Genomic DNA, 19,539 nt, shown 5'->3' on the forward strand with positions numbered 1-19,539 from the left:
ACCGCGAGAACAAAAACGCGGCGGGTTGCCCCGCCGCGCCTGGTGATCCAGCGATCGTTCGCGAGAAGCGCTTACTCCTCGTCGTCGTGCTTCTTGCCGCCGATCGTCTTCAGCTTGGCGAACACCGCGTCGACGTTGAGATCGTCGTGCTGTTTCTCGGTCGGCTCATAATAGTCGGGCTGATCCTTGCGCGTGGTCTCGGAAGCCGGCAGCAGCGTCGCGCCGCCATAGACGGCCGTGGTCGGCTTTTCCTTGGCGGCGCGCTGCACCTCGAAATCGAGCTCGATCTGCGAGCACAGGCCGAGCGTCACCGGGTCCATCGGCGTCAGCGTCGAGGCGTTCCAGTGGGTGCGATCGCGCACGCTCGCGATCGTGGTCTTGGTGGTGCCGACCAGGCGCATGATCTGCGCGTCCTTCAGTTCGGGATGGTTGCGCACCAGCCAGAGGATCGCGCTCGGCCGCTCATGGCGGCGCGACACCGGCGTGTAACGCGGGCCCTTTTTCTTGGTGGCGGTCGGCAGCACCACCTTGCTCTCCTCGAGCCTGAGGCGGTAGTTCGGGTCGCGCTCGCCCTTCTCGATCTCCTCGCGGGTCAACTGGCCGTTCGAGATCGGGTCCATGCCCTTGATGCCTTGGGCGGCGTCGCCATCGGCGATGGCGCGCACCTCCAGGGGATGCATCTTGGTGAAATCGGCCACCTGATCGAAGGTCAGAGCGGTATTGTCGACCAGCCACACGGCAGTCGCCTTCGGCATCAGCGGTGCGTTGCTCATGGCAAATCTCCTTTGTGCTTCGCCCACCTCTGTCGAGGCGAAGCTGGTAGTCATCGGCGATGACGGGAATTATGTGGCCTATATAAGCCCTGAGGGGGGAATGGCGCAATGGGCCAGCAAAATCGCCTTGACAGCGCCCGAAAGCAGTCCCAAGTCCTTATCCGTATTGGCCGTTCCCCGCCCGCCGGCGAGGGGTGATTCGGTCCCGAGATTGCCCCGAGACAACCCCATGTCCGCGAAAAAACCCGACCTGAGAATCGTGCTTTGTTCCCCACGTGGCTTCTGCGCCGGGGTGGTCCGCGCCATCGACACGGTGGAACGGGCGCTCACCATCTATGGTGCCCCGGTCTATGTCCGGCACGAGATCGTCCATAACAAGTACGTGGTCGACAGCCTGAAGACCAAAGGCGCCATTTTCGTCGAGGAATTGGCTGAAATCCCCGATGATACCAATGCGCCGGTGGTGTTTTCGGCCCACGGGGTTCCCAAATCGGTCCCGGCCGAGGCCAAGTCCAGGAACTTCTTCTCGCTGGATGCGACCTGCCCGCTGGTGACCAAGGTCCACCGCGAGGCGGCGATCCATTTCAAGCGTGGCCGCGAGATCCTTCTGATCGGGCATTCGCACCACCCGGAGGTGGTCGGCACGCTGGGCCAGCTGCCGCCCGGCGCCGTGACCCTGATCGAGACCGCCGAGGATGCCAAGACCTTCACCCCGAAGGACCCTGACAACCTCGCCTTCGTGACCCAGACCACGCTGTCGATCGACGACACCGCGGAGATCGTGTCGCTGCTCAAGGAGCGCTTCCCGAACGTCAACGGCCCGCACAAGGAAGACATCTGCTACGCCACCACCAACCGCCAGCTCGCGGTCAAGAAGGTGGCACCGGTGGTCGACGCGCTGATCGTGGTCGGCGCACCGAACTCGTCGAACTCGCAGCGCCTTCGCGAGGTCGCCGAGCGCGAGGGTTGCCGGATTGCGGTGCTCGCCCAGCGCGCCAGCGACATCGACTGGGAGCGCTTCGAGGGCATCCGGAGCCTCGGAATCACCGCGGGCGCCTCGGCGCCGGAGGTGATCGTCGAGGAGATCATGGGCGCCTTCGCCGAACGGTACGAGCTTCACGTGGAGACGGTCTCGGCCGCGGAAGAGAACGAATTCTTCCCGCTGCCGCGTTCGCTGCGGCCCGACGCTGCCGCCGCGGAATAAGCCATATGGCGGTTTACACCGACGTTGCCGCCGAAGACCTCGCGGAATTCCTCAAGAGCTACGGCATCGGCGAACTGCTCTCCTACAAGGGCATCGCCGAGGGTGTCGAGAATTCGAATTTCCTGCTGCACACGAGCCAGGGCGCCTACATCCTCACGCTCTACGAGAAGCGCGTGGCCGAAGGCGATCTGCCGTATTTTCTTTCGCTGATGGCGCATCTGGCCGAGCGCGGTGTGTCCTGCCCGCAGCCGGCCAGGAACCGCAACGGCGAGGTCACGAGCCGGCTGGCCGGCCGGCCGGCAGCGATCATCAACTTCCTCGAAGGCGTGTGGCCGCGGCGGCCCAACGTCGCGCATTGCGCAGGCGTCGGCGAGGCGCTGGCAAGGATGCATCTCGCCGGGCGCGATTTCCCGCTGGTGCGCAATAACCCGCTGTCGGTCTCCGGCTGGCGGCCGCTGTTCGATCTTGCCGCCGCGCGCGCCGACAGCGTGCAGGCAAACCTCTCCGATCTCATCGCGCGCGAGCTCGACTATCTCGAAGCCAACTGGCCGACCGACCTGCCGGTCGGCGTCATCCATGCCGATCTGTTTCCCGACAACGTGTTCTTCCTCGGCGACCGCCTGTCGGGCCTGATCGACTTCCCGTTTTCCTGCAACGACATCCTGGCCTACGACGTCGCGATCTGCCTGAACGCCTGGTGCTTCGAGCCGGATCATTCCTTCAACGTCACCAAGGCGCGCGCGCTGCTCAATGCCTACCGCCGCGAACGGCCGCTGTCGGCGGCGGAAGAGGCGGCGATGCCGCTGCTCGCGCGAGGCGCCGCGATGCGCTTCCTGCTCACCCGCCTGGTCGATTTCCTCAACGTGCCGGAAGGCGCACTGGTGCGGCCCAAGGACCCGCTGGAATATGTCCGCAAGCTGCGCTTCCAGCAGAATGTCGCCAGCCTCAACGACTACGGCATCACGCCGGCGGGATGCGCGGCGTGAACGACAAGCCGCATGTCACGGTGTTCACCGACGGTGCCTGCTCCGGAAATCCCGGACCGGGCGGCTGGGGCGCGATCCTCAAATTCGGCGATGTCGAGAAGGAATTGAAGGGCGGCGAGCCGCATACCACCAACAACCGCATGGAGCTGATGGCGGCGATCTCGGCGCTCGAGGCCCTCAGGAAGCCGTGCTTGGTTGATCTCACCACCGACAGCCAGTATGTCCGCCAGGGCATCACCGGCTGGATTCACGGCTGGAAGCGCAACGGCTGGCGCACCGCCGACAAGAAGCCGGTCAAGAATGTCGAGCTATGGCAGCGTCTCGAGGCGGCGCTGAAGCCGCACGAGGTGCGCTGGCACTGGATCAAGGGCCATGCCGGCCACGCCGAGAACGAGCGCGCCGACGAGCTGGCGCGCGAGGGCGTCGCGATGGCGAAGTTGAAGGAGTAGGGCGGGCTGGGCTCAAACCCATCCTGCGGGCCATGATTGCATCGATGCGAAGCATCGAACCTCAGGGGCGCAATTGCGCCCCCGGGGAATCGCGAGATTCCGGGGCTGGCGCTTCGGGCCATCCCCGGAACGACATCAATGGATCATAGCTGCCCGAGCAGCGTGTCGCCGCCGGAGACCTCGACCTTGCCCGGGGCGGCCTCGAGGTTGAGCCTCTTCACGACACCGTCCTCGACCAGCATCGAGTAGCGCTTGGAACGGATGCCCAGCCCGTTGCCGGAGGCATCGAGCTCCATGCCGATCGCCTTGGCGAAGTCGGCATTGCCGTCGGCGAGGAAGACGGCCTCGTCGCGCTGATCGGTGTCGCGCTTCCAGGCATTCATCACGAAGGCATCGTTGACCGAGACGATGGCGATGGTGTCGACGCCCTTGTTCTTCATGGCGTAGGCGTTGAGGAAGATGCTCGGCAGATGCATCTTGTGGCAGGTGCCGGTGTAGGCGCCGGGCACCGCGAACAGCGCGACCTTCTTGCCCTTGAAGACATCGTCGGTGGTTTTCACCTGCGGCCCTTCGGCGGTCATCACGCGAAACTTGGTTTCCGGCAGCTTGTCGCCAACATTGATCGTCATCGTCAATTCTCCCTCGGTGATCGGACGTGTCTTAAACCCGGCGGTTGGACGGCACAATATTAGCTGGGGCGGAAACGGCAATGCCGGAAACAGGTCACTGTTGCGTCATCGTCACCCCGAAAAGCCTCCGGCGTCGAGAAACGCCTGCTCCTCCGCCGTCGTTTCCCGGCCCAGGACGCGGTTACGGTGCGGGAAGCGGCCGAACCGGCGGATGATGTCGGCGTGGTCCTCGGCATATTTCAGGTTATCGGGATGACCACCGCATTGCCGGAACAGCGCGACGCAGCGCTGCTGGTCGGCGAGATGCTCCGAATGCTCGAAGGGCAGATAGAGGAATTCCCGCAACAGCGGATCGACCCGCGCGTCGACGCCGCGGTCGATGGCACGGCTTGCGACCTCGCGCGCCAGCGGATCGGTGGAAAAGGTCCTGGCGTCGTTGCGGAACAGGTTTCGCGGAAACTGGTCGAGTACGATTGTCAGCGCCAGCGCGCCTTCATCGCTCGCTTCCCATGACGACAATTCGCCCGCAGCCGCCCTCTGCCAGGTGGCGAGGAAGCGGCTGCGGATCTCGGCATCGAATGTAACGTCGTGCCTGTACCAGCGGTCGCGGCCGGCCTCCCGCCAAAAGACGATGACGTCGGCAGGCGCAGCGAGGCGTACGTCAGTCATGGTTCAACGTGCGCCCCACTTGCGCTCTAGGCCGCGGCCTTCTTCTCGTCGCGCAACTCGCGGCGCAGGATCTTGCCGACATTGGTCTTCGGCAGGTCGGTCCTGAACTCGATCTGCTTCGGCACCTTGTAGGCGGTCAGCTGGGTGGCGCTGAACTTGATGATGTCCTCGGCGGTGACGTTCGGATCCTTCTTGACCACGAAGGCCTTGACCGCCTCGCCGGACTTCGCATCGGGCACCCCGATCACGGCGCATTCGAGCACGCCCGGATGGCTCGCTAGCACTTCCTCGATCTCGTTCGGATAGACGTTGAAGCCGGAGACGAGGATCATATCCTTCTTGCGGTCGACGATCTTGGTGAAACCCTGCTCGTCCATCACGCCGATGTCGCCGGTGCGGAAGTAGCCGTCCGCCGTCATCACCTTGGCAGTCTCTTCGGGTCGGTTCCAGTAACCTGCCATCACCTGCGGCCCCTTGGCGCAGATCTCGCCGGCCTGGCCGATCGGCAGTTCGTTGCCGTCGTCGTCGCGGATCGACAGATGGGTCGAGGGCACGGGCAGACCGATCGAGCCCGTGAAACGGTCGGTGTCCGCAGGGTTGCAGGTCAGCGTCGGCGATGTCTCCGACAGGCCATAGCCTTCGGACAGCGGGCAGCCCGTCACCTTCAGCCATTTATCGGCGACAGGCTTCTGTGTCGCCATGCCGCCGCCGAACGAGGTCTTGAGCTTGGAGAAGTCGAGCTTGTCGAAGCCGGGCGTGTTCAGCAGGCCGTTGTAGAGCGTATTGACCGCGGGGAAGCTGTTGACCTGGTACTTCGCGAGCTCCTTGACGAAGCCGGCCATGTCGCGCGGGTTCGGGATCAGGAGATTGACGCCGCCGGCGCGCACCGCGAGCAGGTAGCAGGCGGTCAGCGCGAAGATGTGATAGAGCGGCAGCGCACAGACGATGAAGAGCTGCTCGGAAGCAGGCTGATTCTTCAGTGCGGGCTGCAGCCAGGCGTCGTTCTGCAGCACATTGGCGAGCACGTTCTGGTGGATCAGTGTGGCGCCCTTGGACACGCCCGTGGTGCCGCCGGTGTATTGCAGGAAGGCGACATCCTCGCGCGTCAGCGCGGGCTTGCTCAGCGTCATGCCGCGGCCGGCCGACAGCGCGTCGTTGAAGCCGACGGCGCCCGGGATCGACCAGGCCGGCACCATCTTCTTCACGCGGCGCACCACGAGATTGACGATCACGCCCTTGAGGCCGAGCAGGTCGCCCATGCTGCCGACGATGACATGCTTGACCGATGTGTTGGCGATCACCTTCTGCACGGTGGTGGCGAAGTTCTCCAGCACGACGATCGCCTCGGCGCCGGAATCCTTGAGCTGATGCTCGAGCTCGCGCGGGGTGTAAAGCGGATTGACATTGACGACGGCATAGCCGGCGCGCAGCACCGCGGCGGTCGAGATCGGATATTGCAGCACGTTCGGCATCATCAGCGCGACGCGCGCGCCTTTCTTCAGGCCCTTGCTTTGCAGATAGGCGCCGAGCGCCGTCGACATCTGGTCGAGGTCACGATAGGTGATCGACTTGTCCATGCAGATGAACGCCTTGCGATCGGCGAACTTCCTGAAGCTCTCTTCCAGCAATTCGACCAGCGACGAATATTGCGTGACGTCGATATCGGCGGGCACGCCGGCCGGATAGTGCTTGAGCCAAATGCGCTCCATGGTCGTCAATCCCCTCTCGCGACTTTTGATTGGTTTGCTTGATTACTTCGCCCGATGTCCCGGATTGCTTCCGGGTTGTTCGGGTCTGACCGCGCTATTTATGACAGTATTGAGCGACGCCGCCGCCAATGGCAAGCCGCTGCGCGCTATCGACGCATCGGACGATAAGGGGCCGCCACCCGGTTAGCCGGCCGGCTTGGCCTCGGTCTTCGGCTGGGGCTTCGGCTCGGTCTTGGGCTTTGCAGCAGCCTTCGGCTTTGCGGCGGGCTTGGCCGCAGCCGCGGGCCTGTCGGCGACCGGCTTCGCAGCTGACGCATCCGGCTTCGCATTGGCATGGCGGACCGGCTTGGCCGCCTGCCTGGCCTCGGATTTGGCATCGGCCGCCGCATCCGGCTTGCCGGCCCGGACCACGACGCGCACGCGCTTGCCGCGCTTGACCGGCTGGTCCTTCTCGCTGTCGGCCGCCACCGCCGCGATCAGTGCGGCGCCCGTCCGGGTCGGCCCGGTATAGACCACGACCGGCTCCGACGCCGCGGGCGGCAGATCCAGCAATTCGGATGGTTTCGGCATCGCGGCCTGCAGGCCTGACGCGAAGAAGGTCGCCGTGCTCTCGCCATTGGTGGTCGAGCTGCTGGCGCTGCTGGCCACCGTATCCTCGTCCTCGTCGCTGGCGGGCCGCTTGCGCTTGGGGCCGCACATCTCGTCGTGCAGGTTCGGCGGCGAGGCATCGATCGGCACGAGGTTGTCGACCGTGCCGAGCGAGGGACGCAGCCACGACAGCCCGTTGTTGGCGAAGCCGCGATCCAGAAGTTGCGCGGCGCGCACCGCGCGCATGCGGCCCGAGGAGGCGCCGAGCACGACCGCGATCAGCCGCTTGCCGTCATGCGTCGCCGAGGCCACGAGATTATAGCCGGACGCGCAGATGAAGCCGGTCTTGAAGCCGTCGGCGCCCGGATAGCGGCCGATCAGCTTGTTGAAGTTCTGGGTGACCCGGCGGCCGAAGCGGATCGACGGGATGTGGACGTAATATTCGTACTCCGGCAGGTCCCGGATGATGGCGCGGGCGAGGATCGCAAGATCGCGCGCCGAGGTGATCTGGCCGTCGGCGGGCAGGCCGTTCGGATTGACGTAGCTCGTCTGCGTCATGCCGAGCCTCTGCGCGGCCTGGTTCATCATGACCGAAAAACCGTCGATCGAACCGCCGATACCTTCGGCCAGCACGACGGCCATGTCGTTGGCCGACTTCACCAGCATCATCTTCAGCGCATTGTCGACGGTGACCTGGGTGCCTGGCCGGAAGCCCATCTTCGAGGGCGATTGCGAGGCCGCGATCGGCGACACCGTGAGCAGCTTGTCGAGCGAAACGCGCCCTTCCTTGACCGCCGTCAATGTCACGTAGGCCGTCATCAGCTTGCTGAGCGAGGCCGGATACCACGGCATCGTCGCGTTGTCGGCCTGCAGCACCTTTCCGGTATCGGCCTCGACCACCAGCAGCGCCTCGGCCTCGGCCATGCGCGGCGTCACGACGGCGAGCATCGCGAGGGCCAGAATCCATTTCGACGGGTTACGCAGCAGCGGGCGGAGGAATTGCACGAGTCCGGTTCCGGTCCTTTGAGACCCGCCTTCAGCCAAGGAGGTCTTTGCGATTGTAGCGTTCGGGTTTCAAGCGTGTCCGGGGCCACTTTGCAGCGTTGCAAACCTATACCGGCTTGCCGGCAGAGAACAGAGGCCGGCTGATTGAATCGTGGACAAAGTCGGCCGAATTTCGGCAGCCGCCTCAATTGGAAAGCCCGAATTATGGGGCCTCGATTTCGGCCCGTTGCTGCTCCTGCACCATGAACTGGGCGCGCGCGAGATCGGCAAAACGGCCGCCTTTTGCAACGAGTTCATCGAAAGTTCCGCTTTCGATCACCCGTCCCTGATCGAACATCAGGATGCGCGTGGCATGACGGATGGTGGAGAGGCGGTGCGCGATCACGAAAGTGGTGCGGCCCTTCATCACTTCATCGAGAGCAGCGTTGACCTTGGCCTCGGTGACGGCGTCGAGCGCACTGGTCGCTTCGTCCAGGATCAGGATCGGCGGATCCTTGAGCAATGCGCGCGCGATCGACAGCCGCTGCCGCTCGCCGCCGGACAGCATGCGGCCACGCTCGCCGGCATGGCTCTCGAACTTCTTGTCGCTGCGCTCGATGAAATCCAGCGCCTGTGCCCGGGCGGCCGCGATACGCAGTTCCTCGTCGGTCGCGTCAGGTTTGCCGACGCGCAAATTCTCGGCGATCGAGCGGTTGAACAGCAACGCCTCCTGGAACACGACGCCGATGTTCCGCCGCAACGCAGTCAACTTCAGCGCGCGTATGTCCATACCGTCGATCTCGATGATGCCGGATTGTGGATCGAAGGCGCGATGCAGCAGCGCGATCGCGGTGGATTTGCCGGCGCCGGTCGGGCCGACGAGCGCGATGGTCTGGCCGGGCAGCGCGGTGAAGGAGAGATCCTCGATCGCCGGCCGCTTGCCGTCATAGGAGAACGAAACGTCGTTGAACTCGACGAGGCCGGATAGCCGGCCGGGATCGACCGCGCCGGGCCGATCGCGCACCGCCGGCACCGCATCGAGCACGTCGAAGAATTCCTTCAGCCGCGGCGCTTCCATGAACACGCTGTTGATGAAGCTCACCACCTGCTCGAGCTTCTGGATCAGCATGGTGGCGAATGAGACGAACATCACGATCTCGCCGACCGTGGTCAGGCCCTCGCTGTGCAAGGCGATGCCGACCGTGAAGATCGCGAGCACCGTGATCGTGGTCGAGGCGCGGGTGATCACGGTGACCATGGCCCACCAGGACAGCACCGGCATCTGCGCGGCGAGCAGCTTGTCGGCGACGAAGCGCAGGCCCTGCACCTCGGAATCGATCCGCACGAAGCTCTGCACCAGCGCGACATTCCCGAGCGCGTCGGAGGCGCGCGCCGACAGGTCGCTGTAATATTCCTCGACCTCGCTCTGCATGCCGTAGGTCTTGCGCACCACCATCGTTGTCAGGATGGTGAAGACGACGCACAGCGCGAACAAGAGGACGGCGAGGCGCCAGTTGAGATAGAGCGACAGCGGCAGCAGCACCACCAGCGACATGATCGCGGCGAAATGCTCGCGGAAGAAGCCGAGCCAGAGCCGCCACAGCGCGTCGGTGCCATTGAGCATCACCTTCATCAGCCGGCCCGAATGGGTGCCGGAATGGAAAGTCAGCGGCAATTGCAGGATGTGCTCGAAATAGCCCGTGAGCACCGCCTGGCGCTGGCGATGCGCCAGCCGGTCGGCCTGCAACGCCACCACCGCGCTGCAGCCGATCGTGAACAGGCCGAACACCACCCAGGCGCCCAGCAGCGGCCACGGCGAAGAGGTCGCGAACAGGCCGGTGACGGGCCGGCCCGACAGCACGTCGACGATCTTGCCGAACAGCACCGGCTCGGCGAATTGCGCGCCGGCGAGCAGCAGATTGGCGCCGGCCAGGATCCAGCCCAGCCGCGCTTCCTTGCCGAGCAACTCCAGGACACGGACGTAGATGCGAAGCATGGACATGCCGGCGGGACCGTGAGCAGTGAACGCCCGATCAGGCGGGACGCAATCTAATCAGGGTTCGCGATGCAGGGCCAGCGCGGGATGGTGCTGCACTTTCCGTCACGGGCGGGCTTGACCCGGCCATCCACGCCTTTCTTGCAGCAAGGCGATCGAAAATCTGGATGCAGGGGTCAAGCCCCGGACATGACGAGTCCAAGGCGGAGTCGGTGTCTCAATCGATCAGCCGGCCGTCGCGCGGCGGCAGGAAGGAGTCGTCGAAGACGTCGGCGGCGTGCGGCCGTTTCCGGAATTTGAAATCCTCCGCGAGCTGGTCGATCGACCGGTCGAGACGCGCCGGGTCGATACCGCCGATGCCGTTGCGCCTGATCTCGTCTGTCAGGATATTGTCACGGATGATGGAGCGCAGCCGTTCCAGCTCCAGCTCGCGTGACCCGCCATCCATCCGGCCGACGACCTCGGTGGCGGCGCGGGCGGGATCCTTGATCGCAAGGTTGGTGCCGCCGATCACCGCGCGCACGAATCCCTTCACGGTGTCCGGTTTGTCCGCGACGAGGTGCGGACTGACGATGACGGCGAGGCCATAGGCCTCGCAACCATAGTCCGCGAAGCGCAGCACCGCGAGATCGTCGGCGGGAACGCCGCGATCCCTGAGGTTGACCGCGGAGAGATAGGAAAAGCCGGTGATGGCATCGACCTGTCCGTCCGAGAGCATCGGCTCGCGCACGGCGGCGCTGATGCTGTTCTGCTTCACGCTGCCGAGCTTGATGCCGTTGAGCTTGGCGATCGCGGGCCACAGCCGGATCGACAAGTCGCCCTCGGCAACGCCGAGGTTCTTGCCCTGGATGTCCGACAGCGCCTTGATGCCGCGGCTCTTGCGCGCGACGATCGCATAGGGCGCCTGGTTGAACAGCATCAGCACGGCCTTCACCTCAGCCGCATTCGGCTGGTCGCGATACCGGATCAGCGAATTGATGTCGACGAGGGCGAAGTCGCTTGCGCCGCCGGCGACGCGCGCGATCGCGTCTGTCGAGCTGGCAGCGATGTTGGTGCTGACCGAGAGGTGCTCGGCGCTGAACAGGCCGTCGATGGCCGCCATCACGAAGGGAGCAGCGGCGGCATCGAGCGGACGGTCGAGCGTGAACTGGATCGAGAGCGGCTGCGCGTGCAGCGGCGCGGCAGGCGGCCACGCGCCGCCCGCAAGGCCGATCGCACCAGCCAGCATCAGACGGAGAACGGTGGTCCGGCTTACCTGCATCGATGACATCCGGGGGCGAGGCATAGTGCCGCGCCGGCGGCGCCTGCTTCATGACATCGAAGTGCCGCGGCAAGCGTCAATTGCAGGCATTTTGCCCCGGCAAAGCTGAACGTTCGATGACCGGCATGATTTCACCTTGAGTTGTTCAGCTTGCATTTGGCTGGCGGAACCTAATCTGAAGGGAGTGGTTGAGGTGCAGAGGCCCGTCGGGCCGGCTTCCACAAAGGATGACTGCAATGTTTGCGCGAAAAGGCATTTTTTCGTCCGTTGGCCGCGCAGCCACGCTGGCAACGATTGCCGCGGTGGCGTTGGCGGCCGTTGAACCGACCATGGCATTTGCCGGCTCCGCTCCGGGGGGCAAGGCTTCCCCAGCCAAGGCTGCCGCCGTGACGACATCCCATGGGATCAGCGGCGCCACCGATATCAGCGCGCGGCGCCGCTATTATCCTGGCGGCGGCGCGGCAGCCGCCGCCGCTTTCGCCGGGATCGTCGGCACCGGCCTTGCAATCGCCGCGGCGCAGAACCGTCGCGCCGACTATGACGCGTACGGTTATTATGACGGCGGTCCCGCCTATTACGGTGGCGGTCCTGTCTACTATGGCGGCCCGGGCTACTACGGCGGTGGCTATGGCGGCTATTACGGCAACAGGTCGGGACTGGCCTACCAGCCGTACTGACGCGACCCGTCGACAATTCACAGAACTGTCACACAGCATCGAATCCACCGGCCCTGCGGCCGGTGGTTTTTTTGGTTGTCGAGCGTGGCGTTAACACGCTGGCGAGGTGTTTCGACTAGGCTTGCAGGATGAGTGATTCGATCGAGCGGCTCTATCAGGCGGTGATCGCGGCGAGGGATCTCGATCCAGCGGGCTCGCGCACGGCCCGGCTGTTTCAGCGCGGCCCGGCCAAGATGGCCAAGAAGCTCGCCGAGGAAGCCATCGAAGTCGTGATCGACGCCGTCAGCGGCAAGCCCGATGCCGTGATCCGCGAGAGCGCGGACCTGCTCTATAACCTGACCGTGCTGTGGGCATCGGCCGGCGTGAAGCCGCAGGATGTCTGGTCGGAGATGGCGCGGCGCGAGCGCCTGCTCGGAATCGCAGAGAAGCTGCCGAAAACGGCGGTCAAATTGCCGAAATCCACGCCCGAACCTGCGGTTCGGCGTCGGATCGTCGCGCTGGAGAACCGGCTGCGCAAACGGCAGTCGTAAATCGCCCGAAATTCAGCCCCATCCGGCATGGACAAACGCGCTCCATGATGGTTGATCGCGCCCATGCTGAAACGGATCTACGACTGGTGCATCGACGCCGCGGACAAGCCCTACGCGGTATGGCTGCTCGCCGCGGTTGCCTTTGCTGAGAGTTCCTTCTTCCCCGTTCCCCCTGACATCATGCTGCTGCCGATGTCGCTGGCGCAGCCGAGACGGGCGTGGTGGTTCGCCGCGGTTTGCACCGTCGCTTCCGTCGCCGGCGGCGTGCTCGGCTACGCGATCGGCGCGCTGCTCTACGACTCGCTCGGGCAGTGGCTGATCCATCTCTATGGTCTGTCCGGCAAGGTCGATGCGTTCCGCGCCTCCTACGCCGAATGGGGCGCCGTGATCATTCTGCTGAAGGGTCTGACACCGATTCCCTACAAGCTCGTGACCATCACCTCGGGCTTCGCCGGCTACAACATCTGGCTGTTCATCCTGTGCTCGATCATCGCACGCGGTGGGCGCTTCTTCATCGTCGCGGTGGTGCTGAACCGCTATGGCGATTTCATCCGCAAGGAGTTGGAGAAGCGGCTCGGCCTGTGGGTCGCGATCCTGGCGATCGTGCTCGTGCTGGGCTTTATTGTCGCATTCAAGCTGATCTAGCGCTTGTCGGCTTTTCCGATCGCGGGCTTCGGGTTATTTTGCACGCGATGGCTGATGGAATCGATGACCTGCGTCGCAATGGCGTGTGCGCCGTGTTCGCGGGCTTTCTCCTGTCGATGATCTTCGTCGCGAGCGACTGCGGCTGGGCGCAAACCGCGGCGCCGACCCTCGGGCTACAGTCGCCGGCGCAGCAGCCGGCGCCGTTGGCGCGCGAGCCGCAGCGGATCGAACCGCCGTCCGCGCCGGTCGAGCGCGAGAATCCCGGGCTGATCAACGAAATCGGCAAGCTGTTCGAGAAGTCGATGCTGCCGCCGCTGAAGAGCGCAGGCGAGACTATGAACGACCTGTCGAACGTCACGCGCCCCTCATCGATGGTGACGGGACGGGCGGCCTGCGTGGTCGCCTCCAACGGCGCGCCGGACTGCAAGGCCGGCGCCGACCGGCTGTGCCAGACCAAGGGCTTCAGGGAGGGCAGGAGCCTCGATACCGACGCGGCGGAGAAATGCTCGCCGCTGGCCTATCTGCCCGGCCACAAGCGCGGGCCGAACGATTGCAAGACCGAAAATTTCGTGACGCGGGCGATCTGCCAATAAAGCCAGCGAAAGGCCCGCTGGGATACCAGCTTGCCCGCGCAGAATGTCCGTTGAGGATGAGCTTATGTCATCCTTATCGCAGCGACCAAACGCAATACTTGACACTGGAAAGATTGCCTTGTTGGTATGAAGCCAACAATTCATTCCACACGACCAGATTGGGGATCCGTGTCCAATGTCCATGCCTGCTTTGTTCAAGGGCCGCCTGTCTCTTCCCGTGATCGGGGCGCCGCTGTTCATCATCTCCGTGCCCGATCTCGTCATCGCCCAGTGCAAGGCCGGCGTGGTCGGCTCGTTTCCGGCGCTGAACGCGCGCCCGCCTGAGCTGCTCGACGAGTGGCTGCACCGGATCAAGGAAGAACTCGCCGCCCATGACCGCGCCAATCCGGACCGGCCGTCGGCGCCGTTCGCGGTGAACCAGATCGTCCACAAGTCGAACAACCGGCTCGATCACGACATGGCGCTTTGCGAGAAGCACAAGGTGCCGATGATCATCTCCTCGCTCGGCGCACGCGAGGAACTCAACCAGGCCGTCCATGGCTGGGGCGGCATCGTGTTCCACGACGTGATCAACCAGAAGTTCGCCCGCAAGGCGATCGAGAAGGGGGCCGACGGCCTGATCCTGGTCGCGGCCGGCGCCGGCGGCCATGCCGGCACGATCTCGCCGTTCCCGTTCGTATCGGAAACGCGGCAGTGGTTCGACGGACCGATCGCGCTGTCGGGCACCATCGCCAACGGCCGCGCCATTCGCGCGGCGCGCATCATCGGCGCCGACTTCGCCTATATCGGCTCTGCCTTCATCGCGACGCAGGAGGCGAACGCGGTCGAGAGCTACAAGACCATGATCACCAGCTCGTCCGCCGAGGACATCGTCTACTCCAACCTGTTCACCGGCGTGCACGGCAACTACCTGAAGCCGTCGATCGTGGCGGCCGGCATGGACCCGGAGAATTTGCCGACTTCCGATCCCTCCAAAATGAGCTTCGGCACCGACGCCTCCGGCGAACGCGCCAAGCCGAAGGCCTGGAAGGAGATATGGGGCTCGGGCCAGGGCGTCGGCAGCATCGGCAAGGTGGTGCCCGCAGCCGACCTGATCGCACGCTTCAGGAAGGAATACGACGAAGCCATCGACCCGCCGCTGGCCTGATGCAGCCGATCTTTCGTGTCGACGGCAACCGCGTCGTCACCAGTCCCGATGCCGCAGGTCCCTGGGATCCGCGGATGCAGCACGGCTCGGCGCCGGCGTCACTCGTGGTCTGGGCCGCGGAGGCCATCCCGGCCCCGGTGCCGATGCGGATTGCTCGGCTCACGATCGACCTGATGCGTCCGGTGCCGGTGGCGCCGCTCACGATCGAAACCGACGTGCTGCGCGAGGGCCGCAAGATCCAGCTTTGCGGCGTCCGCCTTCTGGCCGAAGGTGTCGTCGTGGTCTCGGCCAGCGTTCTGAAGATCAAGGCGCAGGAGCTGGAGCTGCCGGCCGATCTGACCGGCTTTCCGCTTGTGCTGCCCGGACCCGACCAATGCGCGGTCGAGCCCGGCAATCTCGCCAACAGTCCGTTCGTGAAATGCATCTCGATGCGCGCCGCGCGGGGCCGCTTCGGCCAGCTCGGACCCGGCGCGATCTGGTTCCGCGTCGACCAGCCGCTGATCGCGGGCTCGCCCGTCTCGCAGGCGATGCGTGCGGTTGTCGCCTCGGATTTCTCCAACGGCGTCTCGCCGGTCCTGGATTTTGGCGATTGGACCTTCATCAACGCCGATCTCACCGTCAGCCTGGCGCGCGAGCCGTCAGGCGACTGGATCCTGCTCGACGGCGAGTCCTGGATCGGGCCTGATGGTGCCGGGCTTGCGATGTCGCGGCTGGCCGACCAGCACGGCTATTTCGGTCGCGCGGTGCAGAGCCTGGTGATCGAGCGGCGCTAAAATAATCCTGCGCGCCGGGAACGCTTGGCGGTTCAAACGAGTTTCGCTCCGGTCAGGGGGAGCCATGGCGCGTGACGATCTCGTTGCCGGCGTGGTGGCCGCCAGGGGCCGCCGGTCGTGCGACGCGACGTCGGCAGGTGTCGCAGCGGCGCAGCCGGAAGGACAGTTGCAGTGAGGCCCGGCCCGTCCTCGGAACGCGCAGTCATCCTTGCCGCGAGCGAGCGGGACGCCGCCAAGACGGCCCATCTGATCAAGGAAGCCGGCTACTACGCCAACATCTGCGGTGACCTCGCCGAGCTGCAGCGCGAGATCGAAAGCGGGGCGGGTCTCGCCATCATTGCCGACGAGGTGATCCGGCACGCCGACGTCGCGGATCTGGCGCGCTGGCTGAACGAGCAGCCCTCATGGTCGGATTTCCCCATCGTGCTGATGAGCGAGGGGGGTGGGCCGCAGCGCAATCCGGATGCGGCTCGGCTCGGTCGGGAACTCGGCAATGTCACCTTCATCGAGCGCCCGTTTCATCCGACCACGCTGATCAGCCTGGTGGCCGCGGCGGTGCGCGGCCGACGCCGCCAGTACCAGACCCGTGCCATCCTCGAAGACCTGACCGAGAGCGAAGGCCTGCTGCAGACCGCGCTCAATGCCGGCCATCTCGGCGCCCTCGAGGTGCATCTCCCCGACTTCGCGCTCGAGGCATCGCCTGCCTGCAAGCGCTTCTTCGGACGTGGCGCAAGCGAGTCTTTCACCTACCAGGACCTGCTGGATGCGGTCCATCCTGACGATCGTGCGCGGCGCACCGAGATCGTCGAGCATACGCTGCGCACCGGCGAGGACTACCGGATCGAATATCGCAACATCTGGCGCGACGGCACCAAGCACTGGGTCGACGTGCGCGCCCGCGCGGTGCGCCGGCCGGACGGCAGCATCAAGTCGCTGGTCGGCGTCTGCTCCGACATCACCGCGCGCAAGATTGCGGAGATCGAGCGCGAGGCCCTGCTGGCGCAGCTCGCCGCCGAGCGCACCGCGCTGGCCGAGCTCACCGCGACGCTGGAGCACCGGGTCGAGCAGCGCACCGCCGATCTCATGAAGGAAGTCGCGGCGCGCGAAAGGGCGCAGGAGCAACTGCGTCACGCGCAGAAGATGGAGGCGATCGGCCAGCTCACCGGTGGCGTCGCACACGACTTCAACAACCTCCTGATGGCGGTGATGGGAAATCTCGACCTGTTGCGCAAGCGCATGCCCGAGGACCCGCGCCTGCAGCGCCTGGTCGACGGCGCCTTGCAGGGCGCCGAGCGCGGCGCATCGCTGACGCAGCGGTTGCTCGCCTTTGCGCGCCAGCAGGACCTGCGCGTCGTGCCGGTCGATCTCGGTGCGCTGGTGCGTGACATGAGTAACCTGCTCGAGCGCTCGCTCGGACCGCGCTTCACCCTGCGGCTGACCATTCCGGGCGGGTTGCCGCTGGGCTGCGTCGACACCAACCAGCTCGAGCTTGCGATCCTCAATCTGGCGATCAATGCGCGCGATGCGATGCCGGACGGTGGCGCGATCGAGATCAGGCTCGCGACCTCGCAGGCCAGGGGTGATCCGTCGCTGCAGCCCGGGACCTACCTGAAACTATCGGTCATCGACACCGGCACCGGGATGGCGCCCGACGTGTTGAAGCGGGCGATCGAGCCGTTCTTCTCGTCGAAGCCGGTCGGCAAGGGCACCGGACTTGGGCTGTCGATGGTGCATGGCCTCGCCGTGCAGCTCGGCGGCGCGTTGCAGCTGTCGAGCGCAGTCGGCAAGGGCACCACGGCGACGCTGGTGCTGCCGGTCGCGACATCGGCCCCTGAACTGGCCGATGCGGCACCCCTGGCGCAGAAGGTGAAGCGCTCGGCGGTGATCCTGTTTGTCGACGACGATCCCTTGATCGCGATGTCGACAATCGAGATGCTTGAGGATCTCGGCCATCGCGTGATCGGCGCCAGTTCCGCCCTGCACGCGCTCGATATCCTGAGGAGCGATCAGCCGATCGACCTGATGATGACCGACCACATGATGCCCGGAATGTCCGGCATCGAGCTCGCCGCCGCCTCGCGCCAGATCCGCCCCGCTTTGCCGGTGCTGCTCGCGACCGGCTACGCCGAGCTGCCCGACGGCATCCAGGTCGACCTGCCGCGGCTCGCCAAGCCGTATCACCAGGACCAATTGCGCGAGCGGCTCGATCAGATATTGGGGCAGGGCGTCGAACGGCCGGAGGACACGCTGTCCACGTCATTGCGTGCGTAGCGAAGTAAGCCATCGCCCCGCATGCCTGGTGCGATACCTTCGGGCTCAACCCACCATGCGGTCGCGGCCGGCCCAGAACCTCGCCTTCAGCACCTTCTTGTCGACCTTGCCGACGCCGGTCATCGGCAGCTCCTTGACGAATTCGATCTGCTTCGGCGCATGCGCCGAGCCCTTCTTCGCCTTGACCAGGCCGATCAGCTCGTCGGCGTTCGGCTTCGCTCCCTCGCGCGCCACCACCACCGCGGTGACAGCCTCGCCCCATTTGTCGTCGGGAACGCCGACGACCGCCACCATCGCGACATCGGCATGCTGCGACAGCACGTCCTCGACCTCGCGCGGGAAGATGTTGAAACCGCCCGAGACGATCATGTCCTTCTTGCGGTCGAGGATGAACATGTAGCCACGCTCGTCCTTGCGTGCGATGTCGCCGGTGTGCAGCCAGCCGCCCTTCAGCGTCTCGGCCGTGATGTCCGGTCGCTTCCAGTATTCGGCCATCACATGGGCGGCGCGAACGCAGATCTCGCCCGGCTCGCCGGTCGCGACCTCCTGGTCGTCACCATCCAGGATCTTCACCTGGCACGCCGCGATCGGGAAGCCGCAGGACACGAACAGGTCAGGCGTCTTCGGATCATGATCCGCCTTGCGTAGCACCGAGACCGGATAGCATTCGGTCTGACCGTAGAGTTGCGAGAACACCGGCCCGATCCGCTCGATGCCCTCGACGAGCCGGCTCGGCGACATCGCGGACGCTCCATAGAGCAGCAGCTCGAGCGAGGACAGGTCGCTCCTGCCGAGCGAGGGATGATCCAGCATCACATAGATCATGGTCGGCACGAACAGCGTGAAGTTGATCCTTTCGCGTTCGATGGTCTTGAACACGGCGTCCGGATCGAAACCCTGGAGCATGTGAACGGTGCCGCCGCGCATCAGCGTCGGCAGCACCTTGGTCCCCGCGACATGGCTGATCGGCGCCACCGTGAGGTAGCGCGGCGTCTCGGGAATCTCGAAATCGGCGAGGATGGCGTTGCCGGAGCCGCTTTGTTCGCGGTGATAGCGCAGCGCACCCTTCGATTTGCCGGTCGTGCCGCCGGTGTAGTTCAGGATCGCGATGTCGTCGTGATTGGCGAGGCTCTTCGGGCTTGCGCTGCCGGCAGCCTCGACCGCCTGCAACAGGTCGGCGCCGTAGCTGGCCGCGCCGAGCGTGAACACGGTCTTCAGTCCGGACGCTCTAGCCGCAAGCTCGCCGCCACGATCGCGAAACGTGATGCCGTCGACGATGAGCATCTCGGCCCCGGAGTCCTCGATCTGGAACAACTGGTCGTCGACAGAGCCCAGCGGATGCAGCCAGGTGATGGCAAGCCGCGACAATTGCGCGGCGACCCCTGCGCACCAGGTATCGGCGCGGTTGGCGGTGAGAATGGCGACACGGGTGCCGGGCGCGAAGCCGAGCCGCATGAACACGCTCTGCATCGCTCCGATCAGGTCGGTCGCGCCCCGGTAGCTGAGCGAGCCGCCGGGCCAGGCGAAGGCGGCTCGCGCCGGATAGCGTGCCAGCGCTCGCAGCGTCTGCTCGCATGATGCCGGAAATGCATAGAGCGGATTGCTCATGTCGTGGTGTCCTCCCGCCTTTGTCTTTGGCTTTCGACGTGCCAATG

Annotated in this window: 19 protein-coding genes; 11 read left to right on the forward strand and 8 right to left on the reverse strand. The window is 65.2% G+C overall.

The window, feature by feature from the left end:
• Positions 1-71 precede the first annotated feature (71 nt).
• A complete protein-coding gene (locus tag JQ586_RS07710) occupies positions 72-773 on the reverse strand; it encodes a DUF1013 domain-containing protein (protein ID WP_212393934.1) in 702 nt (233 codons plus the stop codon).
• A gap of 229 nt (positions 774-1,002) precedes the next feature.
• Between JQ586_RS07710 and ispH the strand changes: the two genes are divergently transcribed.
• From ispH to rnhA, 3 genes are read left to right on the forward strand one after another with little or no spacing between them, the layout of a single operon-like run.
• Complete coding sequence (gene ispH, locus JQ586_RS07715) at positions 1,003-1,977, forward strand: 4-hydroxy-3-methylbut-2-enyl diphosphate reductase (RefSeq protein ID WP_212393935.1); 975 nt, start codon at positions 1,003-1,005, stop codon at positions 1,975-1,977.
• Between the two features lie 5 nt (positions 1,978-1,982).
• Positions 1,983-2,963 carry a homoserine kinase gene (locus tag JQ586_RS07720; protein WP_212393936.1) on the forward strand — a complete coding sequence of 327 codons (981 nt, stop codon included), beginning with the start codon at positions 1,983-1,985 and terminating at the stop codon, positions 2,961-2,963.
• Complete coding sequence (gene rnhA, locus JQ586_RS07725) at positions 2,951-3,412, forward strand: ribonuclease HI (protein WP_212393937.1); 462 nt, start codon at positions 2,951-2,953, stop codon at positions 3,410-3,412. The genes JQ586_RS07720 and rnhA overlap by 13 nt, the downstream gene beginning before the upstream one ends.
• Before the next feature lie 143 nt (positions 3,413-3,555).
• Here rnhA and JQ586_RS07730 read toward each other — a convergent pair whose 3' ends face one another.
• The 3 genes from JQ586_RS07730 to JQ586_RS07740 form a co-directional block, all read right to left on the reverse strand.
• Positions 3,556-4,041, reverse strand: a complete 486-nt coding sequence (locus JQ586_RS07730; protein WP_212393938.1) for a peroxiredoxin — start codon at positions 4,039-4,041, stop codon at positions 3,556-3,558.
• Positions 4,042-4,152: 111 nt separating this feature from the next.
• Positions 4,153-4,710 carry a DUF924 family protein gene (locus JQ586_RS07735; RefSeq protein ID WP_212393939.1) on the reverse strand — a complete coding sequence of 186 codons (558 nt, stop codon included), beginning with the start codon at positions 4,708-4,710 and terminating at the stop codon, positions 4,153-4,155.
• Between the two features lie 26 nt (positions 4,711-4,736).
• Positions 4,737-6,419, reverse strand: coding sequence for a long-chain fatty acid--CoA ligase (locus JQ586_RS07740; protein ID WP_212393940.1), 1,683 nt, complete (start codon positions 6,417-6,419; stop codon positions 4,737-4,739).
• On the opposite strand from JQ586_RS07740, the gene JQ586_RS07745 reads away from it, so the two are divergent.
• Positions 6,418-6,606, forward strand: a complete 189-nt coding sequence (locus JQ586_RS07745; protein ID WP_212393941.1) for a hypothetical protein — start codon at positions 6,418-6,420, stop codon at positions 6,604-6,606. The genes JQ586_RS07740 and JQ586_RS07745 overlap by 2 nt on opposite strands.
• On the opposite strand, the gene JQ586_RS07750 is transcribed toward JQ586_RS07745, so the two are convergent.
• From JQ586_RS07750 to JQ586_RS07760, 3 genes are all read right to left on the reverse strand, one after another.
• A complete protein-coding gene (locus tag JQ586_RS07750) occupies positions 6,603-8,012 on the reverse strand; it encodes a D-alanyl-D-alanine carboxypeptidase family protein (protein WP_212393942.1) in 1,410 nt (469 codons plus the stop codon). The two genes, JQ586_RS07745 and JQ586_RS07750, sit on opposite strands and share 4 nt — an antisense overlap.
• 202 nt (positions 8,013-8,214) lie before the next feature.
• Positions 8,215-9,993 (reverse strand): glucan ABC transporter ATP-binding protein/ permease, encoded by a 1,779-nt coding sequence (locus JQ586_RS07755; RefSeq protein WP_212393943.1) that lies wholly within the window; start codon positions 9,991-9,993, stop codon positions 8,215-8,217.
• Between the two features lie 211 nt (positions 9,994-10,204).
• Positions 10,205-11,248, reverse strand: coding sequence for an ABC transporter substrate-binding protein (locus JQ586_RS07760; protein ID WP_212393944.1), 1,044 nt, complete (start codon positions 11,246-11,248; stop codon positions 10,205-10,207).
• A 236-nt stretch (positions 11,249-11,484) separates the two neighbouring features.
• Here JQ586_RS07760 and JQ586_RS07765 point away from each other — a divergent pair, with 236 nt between their 5' ends.
• From JQ586_RS07765 to JQ586_RS07795, 7 genes are all read left to right on the forward strand, one after another.
• On the forward strand, positions 11,485-11,925 hold the full coding sequence (locus tag JQ586_RS07765) for a hypothetical protein (protein WP_212393945.1): 441 nt from the start codon (positions 11,485-11,487) through the stop codon (positions 11,923-11,925).
• Positions 11,926-12,053: 128 nt separating this feature from the next.
• Complete coding sequence (hisE, locus tag JQ586_RS07770) at positions 12,054-12,455, forward strand: phosphoribosyl-ATP diphosphatase (RefSeq protein ID WP_212393946.1); 402 nt, start codon at positions 12,054-12,056, stop codon at positions 12,453-12,455.
• A gap of 63 nt (positions 12,456-12,518) precedes the next feature.
• On the forward strand, positions 12,519-13,100 hold the full coding sequence (locus JQ586_RS07775) for a YqaA family protein (RefSeq protein ID WP_212393947.1): 582 nt from the start codon (positions 12,519-12,521) through the stop codon (positions 13,098-13,100).
• A 47-nt stretch (positions 13,101-13,147) separates the two neighbouring features.
• A complete protein-coding gene (locus JQ586_RS07780; protein ID WP_409410970.1) occupies positions 13,148-13,693 on the forward strand; it encodes a hypothetical protein in 546 nt (181 codons plus the stop codon).
• A gap of 175 nt (positions 13,694-13,868) precedes the next feature.
• On the forward strand, positions 13,869-14,840 hold the full coding sequence (locus JQ586_RS07785; protein ID WP_212393948.1) for a nitronate monooxygenase family protein: 972 nt from the start codon (positions 13,869-13,871) through the stop codon (positions 14,838-14,840).
• The gene (locus JQ586_RS07790) at positions 14,840-15,613 is read left to right on the forward strand and encodes a thioesterase family protein (protein WP_212393949.1); all 774 of its coding nucleotides are present in this window, start codon (positions 14,840-14,842) and stop codon (positions 15,611-15,613) included. Before JQ586_RS07785 ends, JQ586_RS07790 begins: the two co-directional genes overlap by 1 nt.
• Positions 15,614-15,784: 171 nt before the next feature.
• Positions 15,785-17,884: a hybrid sensor histidine kinase/response regulator gene (locus JQ586_RS07795; RefSeq protein ID WP_212393950.1), complete on the forward strand. Its 2,100-nt coding sequence runs from the start codon at positions 15,785-15,787 to the stop codon at positions 17,882-17,884.
• A 45-nt stretch (positions 17,885-17,929) separates the two neighbouring features.
• Here JQ586_RS07795 and JQ586_RS07800 read toward each other — a convergent pair whose 3' ends face one another.
• Complete coding sequence (locus tag JQ586_RS07800; RefSeq protein WP_212393951.1) at positions 17,930-19,492, reverse strand: AMP-binding protein; 1,563 nt, start codon at positions 19,490-19,492, stop codon at positions 17,930-17,932.
• Between the last annotated feature and the right edge of the window lie 47 nt (positions 19,493-19,539).

Origin of the sequence: Bradyrhizobium jicamae (genome assembly GCF_018130215.1) — a bacterium.
In the GTDB taxonomy this organism is placed as follows: Bacteria; Pseudomonadota; Alphaproteobacteria; order Rhizobiales; family Xanthobacteraceae; genus Bradyrhizobium; species Bradyrhizobium jicamae_A.

Bases quoted from the DNA above. Each gene is read 5' to 3' on its own strand.
- ispH (WP_212393935.1), top strand. From the start codon at position 1,003: ATGTCCGCGAAAAAACCCGACCTGAGAATCGTGCTTTGTTCCCCACGT.
- hisE (WP_212393946.1), top strand. From the start codon at position 12,054: ATGAGTGATTCGATCGAGCGGCTCTATCAGGCGGTGATCGCGGCGAGG.
- JQ586_RS07790 (WP_212393949.1), top strand. From the start codon at position 14,840: ATGCAGCCGATCTTTCGTGTCGACGGCAACCGCGTCGTCACCAGTCCC.
- JQ586_RS07710 (WP_212393934.1), bottom strand. From the start codon at position 773: ATGAGCAACGCACCGCTGATGCCGAAGGCGACTGCCGTGTGGCTGGTC.
- JQ586_RS07760 (WP_212393944.1), bottom strand. From the start codon at position 11,248: ATGCAGGTAAGCCGGACCACCGTTCTCCGTCTGATGCTGGCTGGTGCG.
- JQ586_RS07745 (WP_212393941.1), top strand. From the start codon at position 6,418: ATGGTCGTCAATCCCCTCTCGCGACTTTTGATTGGTTTGCTTGATTAC.
- JQ586_RS07730 (WP_212393938.1), bottom strand. From the start codon at position 4,041: ATGACGATCAATGTTGGCGACAAGCTGCCGGAAACCAAGTTTCGCGTG.
- JQ586_RS07755 (WP_212393943.1), bottom strand. From the start codon at position 9,993: ATGTCCATGCTTCGCATCTACGTCCGTGTCCTGGAGTTGCTCGGCAAG.
- JQ586_RS07780 (WP_409410970.1), top strand. From the start codon at position 13,148: ATGGCTGATGGAATCGATGACCTGCGTCGCAATGGCGTGTGCGCCGTG.
- JQ586_RS07800 (WP_212393951.1), bottom strand. From the start codon at position 19,492: ATGAGCAATCCGCTCTATGCATTTCCGGCATCATGCGAGCAGACGCTG.
- JQ586_RS07735 (WP_212393939.1), bottom strand. From the start codon at position 4,710: ATGACTGACGTACGCCTCGCTGCGCCTGCCGACGTCATCGTCTTTTGG.
- rnhA (WP_212393937.1), top strand. From the start codon at position 2,951: ATGCGCGGCGTGAACGACAAGCCGCATGTCACGGTGTTCACCGACGGT.
- JQ586_RS07785 (WP_212393948.1), top strand. From the start codon at position 13,869: ATGTCCATGCCTGCTTTGTTCAAGGGCCGCCTGTCTCTTCCCGTGATC.
- JQ586_RS07775 (WP_212393947.1), top strand. From the start codon at position 12,519: ATGCTGAAACGGATCTACGACTGGTGCATCGACGCCGCGGACAAGCCC.
- JQ586_RS07740 (WP_212393940.1), bottom strand. From the start codon at position 6,419: ATGGAGCGCATTTGGCTCAAGCACTATCCGGCCGGCGTGCCCGCCGAT.
- JQ586_RS07765 (WP_212393945.1), top strand. From the start codon at position 11,485: ATGTTTGCGCGAAAAGGCATTTTTTCGTCCGTTGGCCGCGCAGCCACG.
- JQ586_RS07720 (WP_212393936.1), top strand. From the start codon at position 1,983: ATGGCGGTTTACACCGACGTTGCCGCCGAAGACCTCGCGGAATTCCTC.